Here is a 17,036-nt window from a genome sequence, read left to right on the forward strand (position 1 = left end):
GCCCCTCAGTCCCATTCCAGGCCGCCGCGCCGCCATACGTACGCGTACGCGACGAAGACGGTGAGCACGAAGAGCAGCATCTCCACGAGCCCGAAGATCCCCAGGGCGTCGAAGGTGACGGCCCAGGGGTAGAGGAAGACGATCTCGATGTCGAAGACGATGAAGAGCATCGCCGTCAGGTAGTACTTGATGGGGAAGCGCCCGCCGCCGGCCGGCGTGGGGGTCGGCTCGATACCGCACTCGTAGGCCTCGAGCTTGGCGCGGTTGTACCGCTTCGGACCGATCAGCGTGGCCATGACCACGGAGAAGATCGCAAAGCCTGCCCCGAGGGCTCCCAGTACGAGGATGGGCGCATACGCGTTCACCGCTCCTCGCTCCTCTCAGTCGGCACTGACTGCTGGCGGTTGCACTGGGCTCACGTCCGCCCCACCGGTCCCTCGAACCACGCTCTTCCCGGGCGAAGATCGAGAACATGTGAAGCAGGTCACAAGCCCAACTGCCTCGCATCCTATGCCTGCCGCTCTGTGATCTGCGACACGGGGTATTACACAACCTTTGTGATCTCCACCACCTGACGAAGGATCATGAAGTCGGATGATGGGTGATCTTCGTACGCGAAGCGTCCAGCTGATCACCAGAAGTGACATTTTCGCTCGTCGTCGCAGGTGAAAGGGGGCGTCTCCATATCAAGAGAGTTCCGCTGCATGCAAATTGGCTCTGGACGCGGTGCCCTGATAGAGGAACGCGTTCACACGTCAGGGGGAGGTGCGGGGCGAGGTGTGGACGCGGCGCGAGCGCGTGCACGCGTTCACGAAGTCCCCTTCTCCTCTCGTCCACCTCCCGCCCGCGCGGGACGTCGCCCTTCCGGTAACCGTTCCGTGACCTCCGCCACATTGATGAGAGGTGTCTGAGAACGGGGCTTGGCCAACGACCCGAACGAGTGGTAGGCGCAGGGCAATTCGGACGTAATGATCAAAGACCGTGATCAAGGGCTTGATCACGGGCGTCCGCAATGTCCGTTACGGCGTCAATAAAGAGTGACGCGCAGGGCTTTTGAGGCCTCCGTTGAGCAACTGTGGCGCACCACACGTTTCTTGAAGATATGAAGGAGCCCCTGGTACCGGTTGTTCCCATGTCCCACACCGCTCACATACGCAGCCACCGGAAGCCCCGCCGCAGCGCGTCGACCCTCGCGATGCGGGCCGGAGTTGCCGGTGGCGTCCTCAGCACCCTGGCAGTAGCCGGGGCGTCCGGATCGGCGAACGCTGCCGAGCCGGTGACGCAGACCCTCGAACTGCCCACGCTGACGGCCGACCTGGCCGCTCAGGTCGCCCAGTCCGCGGACGCCACTCAGCAGGCCGCGGCCAACTACGAACTGCAGGCCGAGCGCGACGCGGCCGCCGCGAACGCCGCGAAGCAGGCCAAGTCGGACCTCGCGGAGGCCAAGCAGAAGGCCGCGGAGGCCAAGAAGAAGGCCCAGGAGGACGCTCGCAAGGCCGCCGCCGCGCGCGCCGCCCGCAGCGCCGAGCGCACGACGCTCTCCACCACGGCGAGCACCGGCGCGTCCACGAGCACGAGCACGTCCACCGCCACCGGTTCGGCGGCGGCCATCGTCTCCTTCGTGAAGGCCCAGGTCGGCAAGGCCTACGTCTCCGGCGCCACCGGCCCGTCCGCGTACGACTGCTCCGGCCTGGTGCAGACGGCGTTCAAGCAGGTCGGCATCAGCCTGCCGCGGGTCTCCCAGGACCAGTCGACGGCCGGCACCCAGGTGTCGCTAAGCAACCTGCAGCCCGGCGACATCCTCTACTGGGGCAGCGCGGGCAGCGCGTACCACGTGGCGGTGTACGTCGGCGACGGTATGTTCGTCGGCGCCCAGAACCCCTCCAGCGGCGTCCAGGAGAAGCCGCTGTCGTACGACCCGCCGACCGGCGCGGTCCGGGTGCTCTGAGCACACCGCACCACGATCAGCACAAGGAAGGGCCGCGGCCGCTCGGGGGCCGCGGTCCTTTCCGTTCCCGCCCTGCCGATTGAGGCCAATACGGCCTGGATCAGGCTGATTAGGGACGAGCGACGCAAGTCCGGACGGTTCCCGGCAGGTGGGGCGTTCCGGATGAGCCACGGACCCGCCGGCCACCGCCACGCGGTCGCGTCACGCCGTCCGCGACCACGCCCGGTCCGCCGTCGCGCGGCTCCGGGTGCCCTCGTACGGCCCGCGCGGCCGTCCACCCGTCCCCGGCCCGCTCCCTTCGGCCCAGGGCCGCTCCGCCCCTCTCGGCGGCGCGGTGAGCCCCCGGCGGGCCCGGCGGTCCTCTCACGCCGCGACGGCGACCGGCCCGGCCTCCTCTCGCCGGGCGGGAGGGCGTACGACGGCGGGCGGCGGCCCGGCCGGACGAGGTGTACGTCCGCCGGGCCGCCGCCCGCTCCGCCCTCCGCGCCCGGCCACGTGCCGGGCGCGGTCCCTCACGCCTTCGGCGCGACCCTGCTCAGGCCGTTGATGATGCGGTCCATCGCGTCGCCGCCGGTGGGGTCGGTGAGGTTCGCGAGGAGCTTCAGGGTGAACTTCATCAGCACGGGGTGGGTCAGACCCCGCTGGGCCGCGATCTGCATGACCTTCGGGTTGCCGATGAGCTTCACGAAGGCGCGGCCCAGGCTGTAGTAGCCGCCGTAGGTGTCCTTGAGGACGCGCGGGTAGCGCTGCAGGGCGATCTCGCGCTGGGCGGGCGTCGCGCGCGCGTGGGCCTGCACGACGACGTCCGCGGCGATCTGGCCGGACTCCATGGCGTAGGCGATGCCCTCGCCGTTGAAGGGGTTCACCAGGCCGCCCGCGTCGCCGACGAGCAGCAGCCCCTTGGTGTAGTGCGGCTGGCGGTTGAAGGCCATGGGCAGGGCGGCGCCGCGGATCGGGCCGGTCATGTTCTCCGGGGTGTAGCCCCAGTCCTCGGGCATGGAGGCGCACCAGGCCTTGAGGATCTCGCGCCAGTCCAGCTCCTTGAAGGCGGCCGAGGTGTTCAGCACGCCGAGGCCGACGTTGGAGGTGCCGTCGCCCATGCCGAAGATCCAGCCGTAGCCGGGCAGCAGGCGCTCCTGGGAGCCCCGCCGGTCCCACAGCTCCAGCCAGGACTCCAGGTAGTCGTCGTCGTGGCGGGGAGAGGTGAAGTAGGTGCGCACCGCGACGCCCATGGGGCGGTCCTCGCGGCGGTGCAGGCCCATCGCGAGGGACAGGCGGGTGGAGTTGCCGTCGGCGGCGACGACGAGCGGCGCGTGGAAGGTGACCTCGCGCTTCTCCTCGCCGAGCTTGGCGGTCACACCGGTGATGCGGCCGGTGCGGTCGTCCACGACGGGGCCGGAGACGTTGCAGCGCTCGAAGAGGCGGGCGCCGGCCTTCTGGGCGTTGCGGGCGAGCTGCTCGTCGAAGTCGTCACGCTTGCGGACGAGGCCGTAGTCCGGGAACGACGCGAGGTCGGGCCAGTCGAGCTGGAGACGGCTGCCGCCGCCGATGATGCGCAGGCCCTTGTTGCGCAGCCAGCCGGCCTCCTCGGAGACGTCGATGCCCATCGCCACGAGCTGCTTGACCGCGCGCGGGGTGAGGCCGTCGCCGCAGACCTTCTCGCGGGGGAACTCGGTCTTCTCCAGCAGGAGGACGTCGAGTCCGGCCTTGGCGAGGTGGTAGGCGGTGGTGGAGCCGGCCGGCCCCGCGCCGACGACGATCACATCGGCGGTGTTCTCGGAGAGGGGCTCAGTCACGACTGTCACGGCGGGATCTCCCCAAGTTCGGAATCTGCGTGCCGACCGGCACTGGACATGGGCAGTCTATTCAGCAGTACTGATCACCCGGCTGAAGGGCTGCCCCGTGAACCGAGCTCTCCCCGCTGTACGGCTGCGTGTGCCCACCGACGAGGACGCGTTCTCCTGGCACCGGGTCTTCGACGACCCGGAGGTCATGGAGTTCCACGGGGGCCGGTCCGCCGAGGTGTCGGTGTACGAGGAGCTGACCGCGCGCCAGCGCCGGCACGACGCGGAGCGGGGGTTCTGCCTGTGGTCGGTGCTGGACGACGAGGGCGGCATGGTCGGCTTCACCGGGGCCCAGCCGTGGCCGCACGCCTGGGGGCCCGCGGGCGAGATCGAGATCGGCTGGCGGCTGGGCCGGGCGCACTGGGGGCGGGGGTACGCCACCGCCGCCGCCGGGGAGACGCTGGACCGGCTGCGGGCGGCCGGGGTGGCCCGGGTGGTGGCGATGGTCGACGCGCGCAACGAGCGCTCCATCGCGGTCACCCGGCGCCTGGGCATGCGGCTCGCGGAGACGTTCACGACGCCGGCCTCGGCACGGCAGGGGCACTGCTACCGGCTCGATCTGTGACCGAGAGTAACCAACTGTCACAGTAAGCCACATGTCGCTTCCGGGTGACCCGCGCCCGCGTTACTCTTCCAGTACCGCTGGGGGTGACATCTGTGCTTATAACACCCAAAACACCCGAAGCGCGCGTTCCCCGTCTGGTCGGACTCATGGCCATGGACGCGCGCGAGACGGCCCTCGCCCGAGGACTCTTCCTCAACGCGCCGGACCGCCCGGACTTCGCGCACACGGTGGTCGAGTACGTCGTACGCCAGTATCCGCAGCCCGGTGCCGAGGTGCCCCCGGACTCCGTGGTGTACGTGTGGTTCGACTTCGGTGACGGCGAGGGCGGCGGGGGCGTGCGCGAGCCACGCATCCCGCGGCCGCCCTCGGGTGGAATGCGGCGCGAACTGGGCGAGGCCGGCGACGCCTTCGAGATGATCCGCAGGTGAGCGCCGGTCACCCGCCGGCGGGACTCAGCTCTCCTTGAAGCCCCGGTGCAGCGCGACCACACCGCCGGTGAGGTTGCGCCACGCCACCTTCGACCAGCCGGCCTTGCGCAGCCGCTCGGCGAGGCCGGGCTGGTCGGGCCAGGCCCGGATGGACTCGGCGAGGTAGACGTAGGCGTCCGGGTTGGAGGACACCGAACGGGCGACCGGCGGCAGCGCGCGCATCAGGTACTCGGTGTAGACGGTCCGGAAGGGCGCCCAGGTGGGGTGCGAGAACTCGCAGATCACCACGCGTCCGCCGGGCCGGGTCACCCGGTACATCTCGCGCAGCGCCGCGTCCGTGTCCTGCACGTTGCGCAGCCCGAAGGAGATCGTCACGGCGTCGAAGGTGTCGTCCTTGAACGGCAGCCTGGTCGCGTCGCCCGCCGTGAACGGCAGCCAGGTGTGCTTCCTCTTGCCGACCTGGAGCATCCCGAGGGAGAAGTCGCACGGGACGACGTAGGCGCCGGTGCGCGCGAAGGGCAGCGAGGAGGTCGCCGTGCCGGCCGCGAGGTCGAGGACCTTCTGCGCGGGACGCGCGTCGACCGCCTTCGCCACCTCCTTGCGCCAGCGCCGGTCCTGGCCGAGCGACAGCACGTCGTTCGTCAGGTCGTACCGTTCCGCCACGTCGTCGAACATCGAGGCGACTTCGTGCGGCTGCTTGTTCAGGGAGGCGCGGGTCACCCGCCCATTGTTGCAGCACGCCCTCCCGGGATCAGTTGCGGCTTACCGCTCGAAGGCGGGCACCTCCCAGAGGCGGTCGACCAGCGTGCCGATCCGGCGCAGCACCTCGGACCGGCGGCCGGTGGAATCCACGAACACGGGTCCCGCGGCGGACCCGTTGCCCTGTTTGCGGCGGCGACCACGCCCGGTGGCGCAACTTTCGACGGCGGGTTCGGAATGCATTCCCCGGATATCAGGGAGGCTTTATATGGCCCTTTCTCGGGAATTCTTGTGAGCCACCCGTGAGACCGTGCCCAACCTGTCGGTTCCCTGTGAACACCGATGGGACCAATAGCGACCCAACAGACAAATGGCATCCATCGAACGGGCAATCCGCACATAAGGAACCACGACACCGGGCGGGAACGTATGAGAGATTTCCCTTCGGAAACAGGAATCCGTTTCCGGCCTGAGACAGAGATACCGGGATCACGAGAGCGGGTGCGTATGCGATGAGGCGTTTCCGGAAGCGCATGACTGGATTCACCTGTCTGTTCGCACTCGTCGCCACGGGCTGCTCCGGGCACTCCGGGAGCACGTCGGACACCGCGGCACACGCCCCCGCGTACGCCCCCTACGTCAGCGCCACGGCGAGCTCCGTCACCGACTCCGCCGGTTCCCCGGCGACGTACAACCTCGCCTTCGTGATCTCCGGTGACGACGACTGCGTCCCGGAGTGGAACGGCACCGAGGCCGTCGGTGCCGCCCCGGTGAAGTCGCGGATCGCGGCGCTGAAGCGGGGCGGAGCCACGGTCCGGGTGTCCTTCGGCGGGGCGTCCGGAAAGGAACTGGCCGCCACCTGCGACAGCGCCGCCTCCCTGGCCGTCGCCTACGCGAAGGCGCTGGACGCGGCCGGCAGCACCCTGGCCGACTTCGACATCGAGGGCGCCGAGCCGGGCGACTCCGCCTCGGTCGACCTGCGTTCACGGGCGATGGCCCGGCTGCAGCGGGAACGGCCGGACCTGGAGGTCTCGTTCACCCTCCCGGTGATGCCCTCGGGACTGGACGCGGACAGCCTCGCGCTGCTGGAGTCCGCGAACAACCACGACGTCCAGGTCTCCACCGTCAACCTCATGACGATGAACTACGGCGAGTCGTACGCGGGCGACATGGGCGACTACGCCCTCACCTCGGCCAGGGCCGCGCACACCCAGCTGAGGAAGGTGTTCGGGCTGTCCGACGCGGGCGCCTGGCGGGGTATGGCGCTCACCTCGATGATCGGCGTCAACGACGTGGCCGGGGAGACCTTCACGCTCTCCGACGCGGACCAGGTACGGGCGTTCGCCGAGGAGAAGGAGATCGCCTGGGTCTCGATGTGGTCCACCTTCCGCGACCGGCGATGCGCGAAAGGTTCCGCCACGGACGACGCGGCGACCGACTGCAGCGGGGTGAACCAGCGCCCGGGGGCGTTCGGGCAGCGGTTCTCCGGTTGAGTCCGGTCAGCGGCCGCGGTACACCAGCCGCCCGCCGATCACGGTCGCCACACAGGTCCCGGCGCCGCGCCGGACCAGATCGGCGCGGTCCGCGACGTCGAACACGGCGAACCGGGCGGGCCCGCCCGCCACCGGCCCGGGCAGCAGGATCAGCGGAGTGGGGGACAGCGCCGCCGGGCCCGGGAGGCGGTCCGGGCGCTGTCCGACGGCGAGCCCGGCCCTGCGCACCGCGTCGGCCGCGGCCCGCGACCGCAGCTCCCCGGCCACCGCCACCGTGCCGTGCGCCAGCATGCGCTGCACCCCGCGCCGCGCGCTGGCGCCGAGGCGCGCGGGGTCGGCGCGGAGGATCTCCCGGGCGCGCGCTCCGACGACGGGCTCGGTGCCGAGCACATCGGCCTCGCGCGGGTCGGGGTGGTAGGTGGCCTCCAGCAGCTCCGGGCCGTACGGGTTCAGCAGGCCCGGGGTGAGGATGCCGGGCCAGCGCCGGACCCTCGCCCGGGGTTCGGCGGCGGCCAGTTCCTCGTACGGGCCGACGGCGGCGATGGACGCCCCGTCGACCAGGACGGCGGCCTGCGGGGACCGCTCGGCGACGTGAAGTGTCAGCACGGCGCCGTCAGTTGGACGCCAGCAGCTTCAGCTCCGGGTGCGCCGTGCCGCCGTCGATCGCCGTGGAGGAGATGTGGGAGACCACGCGGTCGTCGACCGGGTCGTTCGCCGGGTCGTCGTGCACGACGAGGTGCTCGTACGTCGTGGCGCGCTGGGCCGGGACGCGGCCCGCCTTGCGGATGAGGTCGATGATCTCGAGCCGGTTGGAGCGGTGCTTGGCGCCGGCCGAGGAGACCACGTTCTCCTCCAGCATGATCGAGCCGAGGTCGTCCGCGCCGTAGTGCAGGGAGAGCTGGCCGACCTCCTTGCCGGTGGTCAGCCACGAGCCCTGGATGTGCTGGACGTTGTCCAGGAAGAGGCGGGCGATGGCGATCATCCGCAGGTACTCGAAGAGCGTGGCCTGGGTGCGGCCCTTCAGGTGGTTGTTCTCGGGCTGGTAGGTGTACGGGATGAAGGCCCGGAAGCCGCCCGTGCGGTCCTGCACGTCACGGATCATGCGCAGGTGCTCGATGCGCTCGGCGTTGGTCTCGCCCGTGCCCATCAGCATGGTGGACGTCGACTCCACGCCCAGCCCGTGCGCGATCTCCATGATCTCCAGCCAGCGCTCGCCGCTCTCCTTCAGCGGGGCGATGGCCTTGCGCGGCCGCTCGGGCAGGAGTTCGGCGCCGGCGCCCGCGAAGGAGTCCAGGCCCGCCTCGTGGATCCGGGTGATGGCCTCTTCCACCGGGACACCGCTGATCCGGGCCATGTGCTCGACCTCGGAGGCGCCGAGGGAGTGGATCACGAGCTGGGGGAAGGCGTCCTTGATGGCCTTGAAGTGCTTCTCGTAGTACTCGACGCCGTAGTCCGGGTGGTGACCGCCCTGGAACATGATCTGGGTGCCGCCCAGCTCCACGGTCTCCGCGCAGCGGCGCAGGATGTCGTCGAGGTCGCGGGTCCAGCCCTTCCCGGTGTCCTTGGGGGCCGCGTAGAAGGCGCAGAACCTGCACGCCGTGACGCACACGTTCGTGTAGTTGATGTTGCGCTCGATGATGTACGTGGCGATGTGCTCGATGCCCGCGTACTTGCGGCGGCGTACGGCGTCGGCGGCGGCGCCCAGCGCGTGCAGCGGGGCGTCGCGGTAGAGGACGAGCGCCTCTTCGGCGGTGATCCGCCCACCGGCGGCGGCACGATCGAGGACGGACTGGAGGTCGGCCTTCTCGGACACCGGGGTCCCTTTCGTCAAGGGTTGTGGACGGACCGGACCAGCCTACGCCAGCCGTTCGGGCCGTCCGCTGTCAGGCCGCGTAGGCGCCGATCAGCAGCCCGGCGAAGGCGCCGGCGATGAGGAACGGCCCGAAGGGGATGGCCGTCCCGCGGCCCGCCCGCCGGGCGAGGACGAGCGCGCCGCCGTAGAGCGCGCCGAGCAGGAAACCGGCGAAGGTGCCGAGCAGCAGGGTCGGCCAGCCGTACCAGCCGAGCGCGGCGCCCATGCCGAGCGCGAGCTTCACGTCGCCGAAGCCCATGCCGGACGGGTTGACGAGGAACAGCACTAGGTAGCCGCCGCCGAGCGCGAGCGCGCCGTACAGCGCGGTGAGCCAGTCACCGGCGTGCTCCGGCAGCAGGGCGACGAGGGCGAGCAGGCCGAGCCCGGCGGCCGCGAGCGGCAGGGTCAGCGGGTCGGGCAGCCGACGCACCCGTACGTCGACGGCGGCCAGCAGTACCCACACCGGCGCGAGCAGCAGCCAGACGCCCAGCTCCGGCCGGGTACCGGTGGCGACGGCGAGGGCGGCGCAGGCGAGGGCGGTGGCCGCGGCGAGAAGCGCGGCGGACGGCGGGTACGGTGCCCGCGCCGCCCCTCGGGCGCACTGCCCGCACCGCGCCCGCCCGAGCCAGCCGCGGATCGGGTGCCCCCGCCCGCAGCGCTCCCGCCACGGCTCGCCGGCCGGGACCGCGAAGCGGTAGGCGGCCCTGGGCAGCAGTGTCCCGGCCGCCGCGCCCCACAGCGCGGCGGCGACGGCCAGCACCTCCGTGCTCGTCCCCGCGGCACCCATCCGCTCTCCCCTTCCGCGCCTGGTCCGGTCCGTCTCAGCCGGCCTTCGACATCCGGGCCACCGGATCGCCCTCGGCCGCGCTCTTTGCGGTGTAACGAAGGTCGTCGCCGACCGGCGTCAGCTCCACCGGGTGCGGCGCCGGGTCGCAGCCGGCGTGGTTGGACTTCGCGCCGACCGAGGTGGCCACGATCCGGGACGGCGTCACCTGCTTCAGGGTGAGGACGTCGACGCAGACTCCGCCGAGCTGGTCGGTCTGCCGCAGCCGGCCCAACTCCTCGCCGACGGCCACCTGGTGCACGGTCAGGCGGAAGGTGCCCATGGGCAGACTGCCGCCGAGTCCGCTGGCCGGGCCCTCCCAGGTGCCCAGGTAGCGGGCCGGGATCGCGCCCGGGGAGCCACCGCTCGCGTCGGGTGCCCCGGTGGCCGCCGCGCCGGCCGAGCGGGAGGCCCGCGGTGCGCCGCCCGCCGTGTCGTGCCCGCCCCCGGCCCATGGCTGGAGCAACGCTCCCAGGCCCACCGCCGCCGCGGCCGTCGCACCCGCCACGGCCAACGCGACGGTGCAGCTCACCCGGCGTCCGCGCCCCTTCTCGCCCGGCGTCGACGTCGCCGCCACGCTCACCGTGACCCGGCCGGGGGCCGGCCGCTCGTCCCGCGGCCCGGACCCGGCGGACGGCTCCGGGTCCCCGGCGTCCGGCCGTGCGGCGGGAACGTCCGGGGCACCGGACGGCAGGGGCGGAGTCATCGACGGGGCCGGCCCGAACACGCCCGCGACCGGGACCGGACGGCCGCCGGACCGCGGCTGTCCGGGCCGCTCGGCCGGGCCCGTGCCGTCCGTGGGCCGCGCGCCCGAAGTGCCGTCCACCGAGGGGCTGCTGAAGCCCACCGGCCCGGACGGGGCGGTCTCGGCCGTCTCCAGGTTGAGCAGGCTCACGGCGCTCCGGCTGACCTGCTCCACCAGCGCGCCGGGCAGCCAGCCGCCGGCCACCAGGCGGGCCGTGCCCTCGGGGGCGAGACGGCGGGCCAGTGCCGCGGGGGCCGGGCGGGCCGCCGGGTCCTTCGCCAGACAGGCGGCCGCCGCCTCGCGCAACTCGCCCGTCAGCCCGCCGAGTTCCGGTTCCTCGTGGACGACCTTGTACAGCAGGGCGGCCGAGGAGTCGCCCGGGAACGGGGGCTCACCGGTCGCCGCGTAGGCCAGCACCGCGCCGAGGGAGAAGACGTCGGCCGCCCCGGAGACGCCCTTGCCGAGGATCTGCTCGGGGGACATGTAGCCGGGCGAGCCGACGGAGACGCCGGTCGAGGTGAGGGACGCGGTGCCGTCCGTGGCACGGGCGATGCCGAAGTCGATGAGCAGCGGGCCGTCCAGGGTGAGCAGCACGTTGGACGGCTTCACGTCCCGGTGCACCAGGCCCAGTTCGTGCACGGCGGCGAGCGCCTCGGCGAGGCCCGCGCCCAGGGCCCGTACGGTCCGCGCGGGCAGCGGTCCGCCGTCCGTGACGGCCGCGGCGAGCGACGGGCCCGCCGCGTAGGCGGTGGCGACCCAGGGCACGGCGGCCTCCGGGTCCGCGTCCAGGACGGGTGCGGTCCAGGCGCCGCCGACCCGGCGGGCGGCATCGACCTCACGCCGGAAGCGGGCCCGGAACTCCTCGTCCAGCGCGAAGTGCGGATGCACGATCTTCACCGCGACCGTACGGCCGCCCGCGCTGCGCCCCAGATAGACCCGGCCCATGCCGCCGGAGCCGAGCCGGCCGAGCAGCCGGTAGGGCCCGACGGCGGCCGGTTCGTCGGCTCCGAGCGGCTGCATGGCGTGCACCTCTCCCCCGTAACGCCTCTCCCCCGGGCGCCTCACTGCCCGCAGCGTAGTGCCGTGGCGATTACGGCTGAAGCAGATCCACCTTCACGTCCGCCGGGAAACCGGTCGTCGGGCCGACCCGGCGGGCGAACTCGGTGACCGCCTTCAGCTGCGGTCCGCCGAAGCTGAAGTCGAGGGTGGTGAAGTACTGCTCCAGGGTGGCCTCGTCGAAGGACTCCCAACGGGCGGCCTGCTCGGCGACCTTGCCGACCTCCTCCAGCGAGAGGTTGCGGGAGGCGAGGAAGGCCTCGTGGACCTTGCGGGTGATGAGCGGCTCGCGCTCGGCGTAGTCGCGGCGCGCCGCCCAGACCGCGAAGACGAACGGCAACCCGGTCCACTCCTTCCACAGCGCGCCCAGGTCGTGCACCTGAAGGCCGAAGCGGGGGCCGTCGATCAGGTTGGCGCGCAGGGCGGCGTCCCCGATCAGGACGGCGGCGTCCGCCTCCTGCATCATCAGGCTGAGGTCGGGCGGGCAGGTGTAGTAGTCCGGCTGGACGCCGAAGCGTTCCGCCAGCAGCAGCTGGGCCAGCCTGACCGACGTCCGCGAGGTCGAACCGAGGGCGACGCGGGCGCCGTCCAGCCGGTCGAGCGGGACCTGCGAGACGATCACACAGGACATCACCGGGCCGTCGCAGCCGACGGCGATGTCCGGGAAGGCCACGAGGTCGTCCGCGTTGCGCAGGAACTCCACGAGGGTGACCGGCCCGATGTCGAGGTCGCCGCGCACGATCTGCTCGCTGAGCTTTTCCGGGGTGTCCTTCGTCAGCTCGAAATCGAGGAGCGTGCCGGTTCTCGCGAGCCCCCAGTAGAGGGGCAGGCAGTTCAGGAACTGGATGTGGCCGACGCGCGGCCGGGTGCGAGAATTGTCCACATCGCGAGACTAGACCCCTTGCGGTACGGTGCTGAGACCGGCCCCACCGTCAACCCACCCGAGTGGGCGTTCAAACATTCGGGTGAAGTGATCTTGGCCTCTATTGCTTCCGGCTGCCCGCGTGCTAGGCTCGCCGCAAGTTGCAGTTTGGTTTCCCTTGCAGTACAGAGCCTGCGGAGCATGTGACCGCGGGCTCTCGTCGTTTTCAGACGAATGCAGTTGTGCAGCACCGTTTCGCACGTGCAGGTTCTGGAGCAGGGCAACCCTTTTGGGCCCAAGGAGGGCTTATGGCTACCGGAACCGTTAAGTGGTTCAACGCCGAAAAGGGCTTTGGCTTCATCGCCCAGGAGGGCGGCGGCCCCGACGTCTTCGTTCACTACTCCGCGATCAACGCCCAGGGCTTCCGCTCGCTCGAGGAGAACCAGCAGGTCTCCTTCGACGTGACGCAGGGCCCGAAGGGTCCGCAGGCGGAGAACGTCACCCCCGTCTGATCACTGCCTGATCGCAGAACCTGAGTGCAGTACCCAAGGAGCCCCACGCCGCAAGGCGACGGGGCTCCTGCCTTTTTCCGGGCCGGCGCTTTCGTGAATTCCCGGCGAATTCCAGGTAATCCCGCCCTGTAGACGCGGGCGGCGCCGGAACCTTCCACGACACCCTCGTGCTCGGGCTCGGCCTCTCCAGGTCCATGCTCGCGATCGCCCGCCGCGAGAACCCGGGACCGCGCCTCGAACGCGGCTGCCGTTCCCCGACGGTTCCCTAGGCCGGCGTCTTGGCCCACCACTCGACCACCACACCCCGGCGACCGGCTTCTGCTCGCCTTCGATGCGGGGAGCGGCCGCTCCGGCCGGACCGTCCCCGGGGTCATCCGGTGACGCCCGACCTCCGCCGTCGCCGCCCCGGGCACACGGCGCGGCCGTTCCGGGAAGCGGTGTTGGCCCTCGACGGGCGCGCGGTGCGCGAAACCGAGGAGCACCTCGGCACACCGGTATCGCAGGCCCTTCTCCTCACCCGGAAGTCCGCCCAGGTCACAACGCATGTTCGAGGGTGACCCGGAGGCCCTGGGAGCGGTTGAAACCGGGAGTACCGGGAGCGCGACCTGTGCCGGTAACCGGTGGGGACGGCATGGGGATCGGCTCCCCCGAGCATCGGTTGCGTCGCCAGGGAGAGACCGGCGAACGGATCACGATCCGTCTACCCAGGGGGAGTCACTACATGCACACCATCGCACTTCGTACGAAGACGGTTCTGGCCGCGCTCGCCGGCGCCGGTGTCCTCGCACTCGGTACCGCCGCGGCCGTTCCGGCGACCGGTGTGCAGGACGCCCTGGCGCACGTCACCGCCGGCTTCACGGGCCACCAGGCGGACGCCCCGGCCCTGGCCAACGGACACGGCCCGGGCTTCACCCAGGGCTGACCCACCGCGCCCCCTCGGCGCACACCCCAGCGACCAACGGCACCGGCCGGGCCCCACCCCGCCGGTGCCGTTTCGCGTGAAGGGCGGCCGTGTGGCCGCCGGACGGCAGCCGGCCGTGGGACCACGGCCAGGGCCTGTCCGACCACTCCCGTCGTCCGCCCGGAGGGCGGGCCGCGCGGCAGGCGCGAACGGTCGGACAGGCCCTGGATCGGGGAGGTGCCCCCTAGAGCCGGCGGCCCTCCCGGGACACGCCCATCGCGTCGAACAGCTCCTCCGCCGCCCTCCGGTGGGTGTCGGCCGTCGGGTCGTCGCCCAGCTCGTGGGCGGCCTCCGCGAGGCCGAGCAGGGCCCGGGCCATCTCGATGCGGTAGCCGAGGCGGGACGCCAGTTCGTAGGCGTGGCGGTGCAGCTCCATCGCCCGCTCGGGCGCGCCGCGCCGCAGGTGGACCAGCGCGACAACGTTGACCACGGACGCCTGGCGCAGCGCCGTTCCCTCGGCGGAGACCAGCTCCAGGGCCCGCTCGGCGTGCTCGGCGGCCGAGCGCACCTCGCCGAGCCGCTGGCAGACCTGCGCCCAGTGGGCGAGGACGACGGCCACGTTGGCGGGCTTGCGGGACTCGTCGCACAGTTCGAGGGCCTGGGCGAGACAGGCGCGGGCCCGCTCGTCCTCGTCGGTGCCGAGGTGGGCCAGGGCCAGCCAGGTGAGCGAGGCGATCTCGTTGCTGCGGTCGCCGAGGCTGCGGTTCAGCTCGGTGGCCCGGGCCGCGTACCGGGCGCCCTCGGCGTAGTGGCCCGACCAGGTCTCCACCGTGCTGAGGTTGTCCAGGGCCTGCGCCTCCATCCGGGCCGAGCCCAGCTCCTGGTGCAGGGCGATGCCCTGCACCAGGTAGGTACGGGCCTCGTCGAAGTTGCCGAGCGCCCCGTGCAGCAGGCCGAGGACGTCGATGCACATCGCCTCGCCCCGGCGGTCGTCGGCGGAGGCCAGCTCCAGGGCCTCCTGGGCCGTGGTGATGCCGTCCTGGAAGTCGCCGAGCCACCAGTGGCCCACGGCCAGGTTGCCCAGGCTGATGCTGAGCAGCGCCGGGTCGTCGAGCTGCCGGCAGGCGCCGACGCCGATGCGGCCGACCACCCGGAACTCCTCGTAGTCACCGCGCAGGTCGAGGTAGAAGAGCAGATTGCGGGCGAGCAGCGCGGCGTACCGGTGCAGCCCCCGGGTGCCCGCCTGGGTGGCGACCGCGAGCAGTGCGTCGTACTCGCGGTCGAACCAGCGCAGCGCCCCCTCGTCGCCGTCCAGCCGGGGCAGCTCGGGGCCGCCGGACGCGGGCGGGTCGCCGTAGCGGCTTCGGCCGGGGAAGAGCGTCTCGCAGGCCACGTCGGTGGCGAGGGTGTAGTACGAAACCAACCGCTCGACGGCGGCCTCCTCGTCGTCCTCGGCCTCGCGCACGCTCATCGCGTAGGTGCGCACCAGGTCGTGGAAGCCGTACAGCCCCGCTTCGTGCTGCTCCAGCAGATGCGCGTCGAGGAGCAGTTCGAGGGCGTCCTCGGCGTCGTGGACGCCGGCGCCGAGCAGCGCGGCGGCGGAGTGGACGTCGATGGTGCTGCCCGGATGCAGCCCGAGCAGCCGGAAGGCGACGCGCTGGTCCTGCTCCATGGCCTGGTACGACAGCCGTAGCGTGGCCTCGACGCTGCGCTCCCCCGCGCTCAGTTCGCGCAGCCGCCGGGTCTCGTCGGCGAGCCGGTCGACCAGGTACCGGACGGTCCAGCGGGGCCGGTTGCGCAGCCGGGCGGTGGTGATGCGCAGGGCGAGGGGCAGGCCGCCGCACAGGTCGGCCAGCAGGGCGACGGCGTCGGGTTCGGCGGCGGTGCGCTCGTCGCCGAGCATCCGGTTGAGCAGCGTGGTGCTGTCGTCGGCGGAGAGCTGACCGAGGGAGAGCCACTCGGCGGCGTCGAGGTCGAGCATGCGCACCCGGCCGGTGAGGATCGCCAGGCTGTCCTCGGAGGCGGGCAGCAGTGGCCGGATCTGTGCGGCGTCGGCGGCGTTGTCCAGCAGGAGCAGCAGCTTCCGCTGCGCGGAAACGCTTCGCCAGAGGGCGGTGCGTCTCTCCAGGTCGTCAGGAATGCGGTCGTCCGGTACGCCGAGGGTACGCAGCAGCGAGTGCAGTACGGTGCCCGGCTCCTGGGCCTTCTCACCGGGGCTGAATCCGCGCAGGTCGATGAAGAGCTGGCCGTCGGGGTAGTCCGCGGCGAGCTGGTGGGCGGCGTGCACCGCGAGCGCGGTCTTGCCGCTGCCGCCCATGCCGTCCACGCCGACGATCCGGGTGCGTTCGGCGGCCGAGGCCCGGCCCACCTTCAGCAGCCGGGCCAGCTCCTCGTCCCGGCCGGTGAAGTCCGGCAGGTCGTACGGCAGGGTGCAGGGCGCCGGCTCGGACCCGGACGGCTGGGCGGGCGGGGCCGGTACCAGCAGGGCGGCGCGGTCGGCCACCGACTGGGGCACCCGGGGGGCCACCTCGGGGCTGTCGCGCAGGATGGCCTCGTACAGCCGGGTCAGCTCGGCGCCCGGGTCGATGCCCAGTTCCTCCACGAGGAGTTCGCGCATCCGGCCGAACTCCTCCAGCGCCTCCGCCTGCCGGCCGGCCCGGTACAGGGCGAGCATCAGCCGTCCCCGCAGGGTCTCCCGGAGCGGGTGCGCGGTGACCAGCTCGCGCAGCGGTCCGACCAGGTCACCGGACTCGCCGAGTTCGAGCTGCAGCTCGAAGTACTGCTCGGCGACCGCCATGTGCCGTTCCTCGAGGGCGGCGGAGGCCGCGGAGATCACGGGGCCGCCCGCGCCCGCCATGACCGGGCCGCGCCACAGGTCCAGGCAGGCCCGCAGATGACCGACCGCCTCGGCGGGCCGCCCGGCGGCCACCGCCTGCCGCGCCTCCCGGGCGAGCCGGCCGAACTCGTGCAGGTCGAGCTGCTCCTCCTGGAGCACGGCCCGGTATCCGGCGCCGTCGGTGACGATCAGGGAGGAGCCGCCGGGGATGCGGGTGCGCAGCGCGGCGACGGCCTTGCGGATCTGGTGGCCGGCGGTCTGCGGCGGCTCGTCCTCCCAGGCGGCGGTCACCAGCCGGGGCATCGGCACCATGCGCCCCGGTTCCAGTAACAGGGTGACCAGCACCCGTTCCTGGGTGGGGCTGCCGAGTCTCAGCCGCCGGTCGCCGTGCCACCCTTCCAGCGAACCGAGGATGTTGAAGCGCACGACAGGCAGACCGGATGCCGCCGACTCCACGTAACCCGTCCCCCCG

General features: G+C 72.1%; 15 protein-coding genes. 6 read left to right on the top strand and 9 right to left on the bottom strand.

Translation table 11 applies throughout. The features are described from left to right. Positions 1–5 precede the first annotated feature (5 nt). Positions 6–365, bottom strand: coding sequence for an NADH-quinone oxidoreductase subunit A (locus ACWCPN_RS27560; protein ID WP_003992243.1), 360 nt, complete (start codon positions 363–365; stop codon positions 6–8). 767 nt (positions 366–1,132) lie between these two features. Here ACWCPN_RS27560 and ACWCPN_RS27565 point away from each other — a divergent pair. Next, positions 1,133–1,948, top strand: coding sequence for a C40 family peptidase (locus tag ACWCPN_RS27565; RefSeq protein ID WP_451211217.1), 816 nt, complete (start codon positions 1,133–1,135; stop codon positions 1,946–1,948). A 512-nt stretch (positions 1,949–2,460) separates the two neighbouring features. Here the strand turns inward: ACWCPN_RS27565 and ACWCPN_RS27570 are convergent. After that, the gene (locus ACWCPN_RS27570; protein WP_199211539.1) at positions 2,461–3,753 is read right to left on the bottom strand and encodes a geranylgeranyl reductase family protein; all 1,293 of its coding nucleotides are present in this window, start codon (positions 3,751–3,753) and stop codon (positions 2,461–2,463) included. 97 nt (positions 3,754–3,850) lie between these two features. Here ACWCPN_RS27570 and ACWCPN_RS27575 point away from each other — a divergent pair, with 97 nt between their 5' ends. Both ACWCPN_RS27575 and ACWCPN_RS27580 read left to right on the top strand, forming a co-directional pair. Beyond that, complete coding sequence (locus tag ACWCPN_RS27575; RefSeq protein ID WP_392291935.1) at positions 3,851–4,357, top strand: GNAT family N-acetyltransferase; 507 nt, start codon at positions 3,851–3,853, stop codon at positions 4,355–4,357. Positions 4,358–4,449: 92 nt separating this feature from the next. Then, positions 4,450–4,785: a PASTA domain-containing protein gene (locus ACWCPN_RS27580; RefSeq protein ID WP_365129549.1), complete on the top strand. Its 336-nt coding sequence runs from the start codon at positions 4,450–4,452 to the stop codon at positions 4,783–4,785. Between the two features lie 24 nt (positions 4,786–4,809). Here the strand turns inward: ACWCPN_RS27580 and ACWCPN_RS27585 are convergent, their stop codons facing one another. After that, positions 4,810–5,505 (bottom strand): demethylmenaquinone methyltransferase, encoded by a 696-nt coding sequence (locus tag ACWCPN_RS27585; RefSeq protein ID WP_199211538.1) that lies wholly within the window; start codon positions 5,503–5,505, stop codon positions 4,810–4,812. Between the two features lie 491 nt (positions 5,506–5,996). Between ACWCPN_RS27585 and ACWCPN_RS27590 the strand changes: the two genes are divergently transcribed. Continuing rightward, entirely contained in the window at positions 5,997–6,977 is a 981-nt protein-coding gene (locus tag ACWCPN_RS27590) for a chitinase (protein WP_451211222.1), read from the top strand. A gap of 6 nt (positions 6,978–6,983) precedes the next feature. On the opposite strand, the gene ACWCPN_RS27595 is transcribed toward ACWCPN_RS27590, so the two are convergent. From ACWCPN_RS27595 to ACWCPN_RS27615, 5 genes are all read right to left on the bottom strand, one after another. Then, positions 6,984–7,583: an imidazolonepropionase-like domain-containing protein gene (locus tag ACWCPN_RS27595; protein WP_392291932.1), complete on the bottom strand. Its 600-nt coding sequence runs from the start codon at positions 7,581–7,583 to the stop codon at positions 6,984–6,986. Between the two features lie 7 nt (positions 7,584–7,590). Then, a complete protein-coding gene (gene mqnC / locus ACWCPN_RS27600; protein WP_365129552.1) occupies positions 7,591–8,790 on the bottom strand; it encodes a cyclic dehypoxanthinyl futalosine synthase in 1,200 nt (399 codons plus the stop codon). Between the two features lie 70 nt (positions 8,791–8,860). Next, a complete protein-coding gene (locus tag ACWCPN_RS27605) occupies positions 8,861–9,616 on the bottom strand; it encodes a prepilin peptidase (RefSeq protein ID WP_451211226.1) in 756 nt (251 codons plus the stop codon). Positions 9,617–9,650: 34 nt separating this feature from the next. Beyond that, positions 9,651–11,417 carry a protein kinase domain-containing protein gene (locus ACWCPN_RS27610; protein ID WP_451211229.1) on the bottom strand — a complete coding sequence of 589 codons (1,767 nt, stop codon included), beginning with the start codon at positions 11,415–11,417 and terminating at the stop codon, positions 9,651–9,653. 70 nt (positions 11,418–11,487) lie between these two features. Then, on the bottom strand, positions 11,488–12,336 hold the full coding sequence (locus ACWCPN_RS27615; RefSeq protein WP_199211534.1) for a menaquinone biosynthetic enzyme MqnA/MqnD family protein: 849 nt from the start codon (positions 12,334–12,336) through the stop codon (positions 11,488–11,490). Positions 12,337–12,623: 287 nt separating this feature from the next. Between ACWCPN_RS27615 and ACWCPN_RS27620 the strand changes: the two genes are divergently transcribed. Together ACWCPN_RS27620 and ACWCPN_RS27625 are read left to right on the top strand one after the other, a co-directional pair. Then, a complete protein-coding gene (locus tag ACWCPN_RS27620; protein ID WP_003974443.1) occupies positions 12,624–12,827 on the top strand; it encodes a cold-shock protein in 204 nt (67 codons plus the stop codon). A 721-nt stretch (positions 12,828–13,548) separates the two neighbouring features. Next, the gene (locus tag ACWCPN_RS27625) at positions 13,549–13,749 is read left to right on the top strand and encodes a hypothetical protein (protein WP_451211233.1); all 201 of its coding nucleotides are present in this window, start codon (positions 13,549–13,551) and stop codon (positions 13,747–13,749) included. A gap of 223 nt (positions 13,750–13,972) precedes the next feature. On the opposite strand, the gene ACWCPN_RS27630 is transcribed toward ACWCPN_RS27625, so the two are convergent. Then, on the bottom strand, positions 13,973–17,020 hold the full coding sequence (locus ACWCPN_RS27630; protein WP_451211235.1) for an AfsR/SARP family transcriptional regulator: 3,048 nt from the start codon (positions 17,018–17,020) through the stop codon (positions 13,973–13,975). Positions 17,021–17,036 lie beyond the last annotated feature (16 nt).

Source organism: Streptomyces sp. NPDC002386 (genome assembly GCF_053593175.1).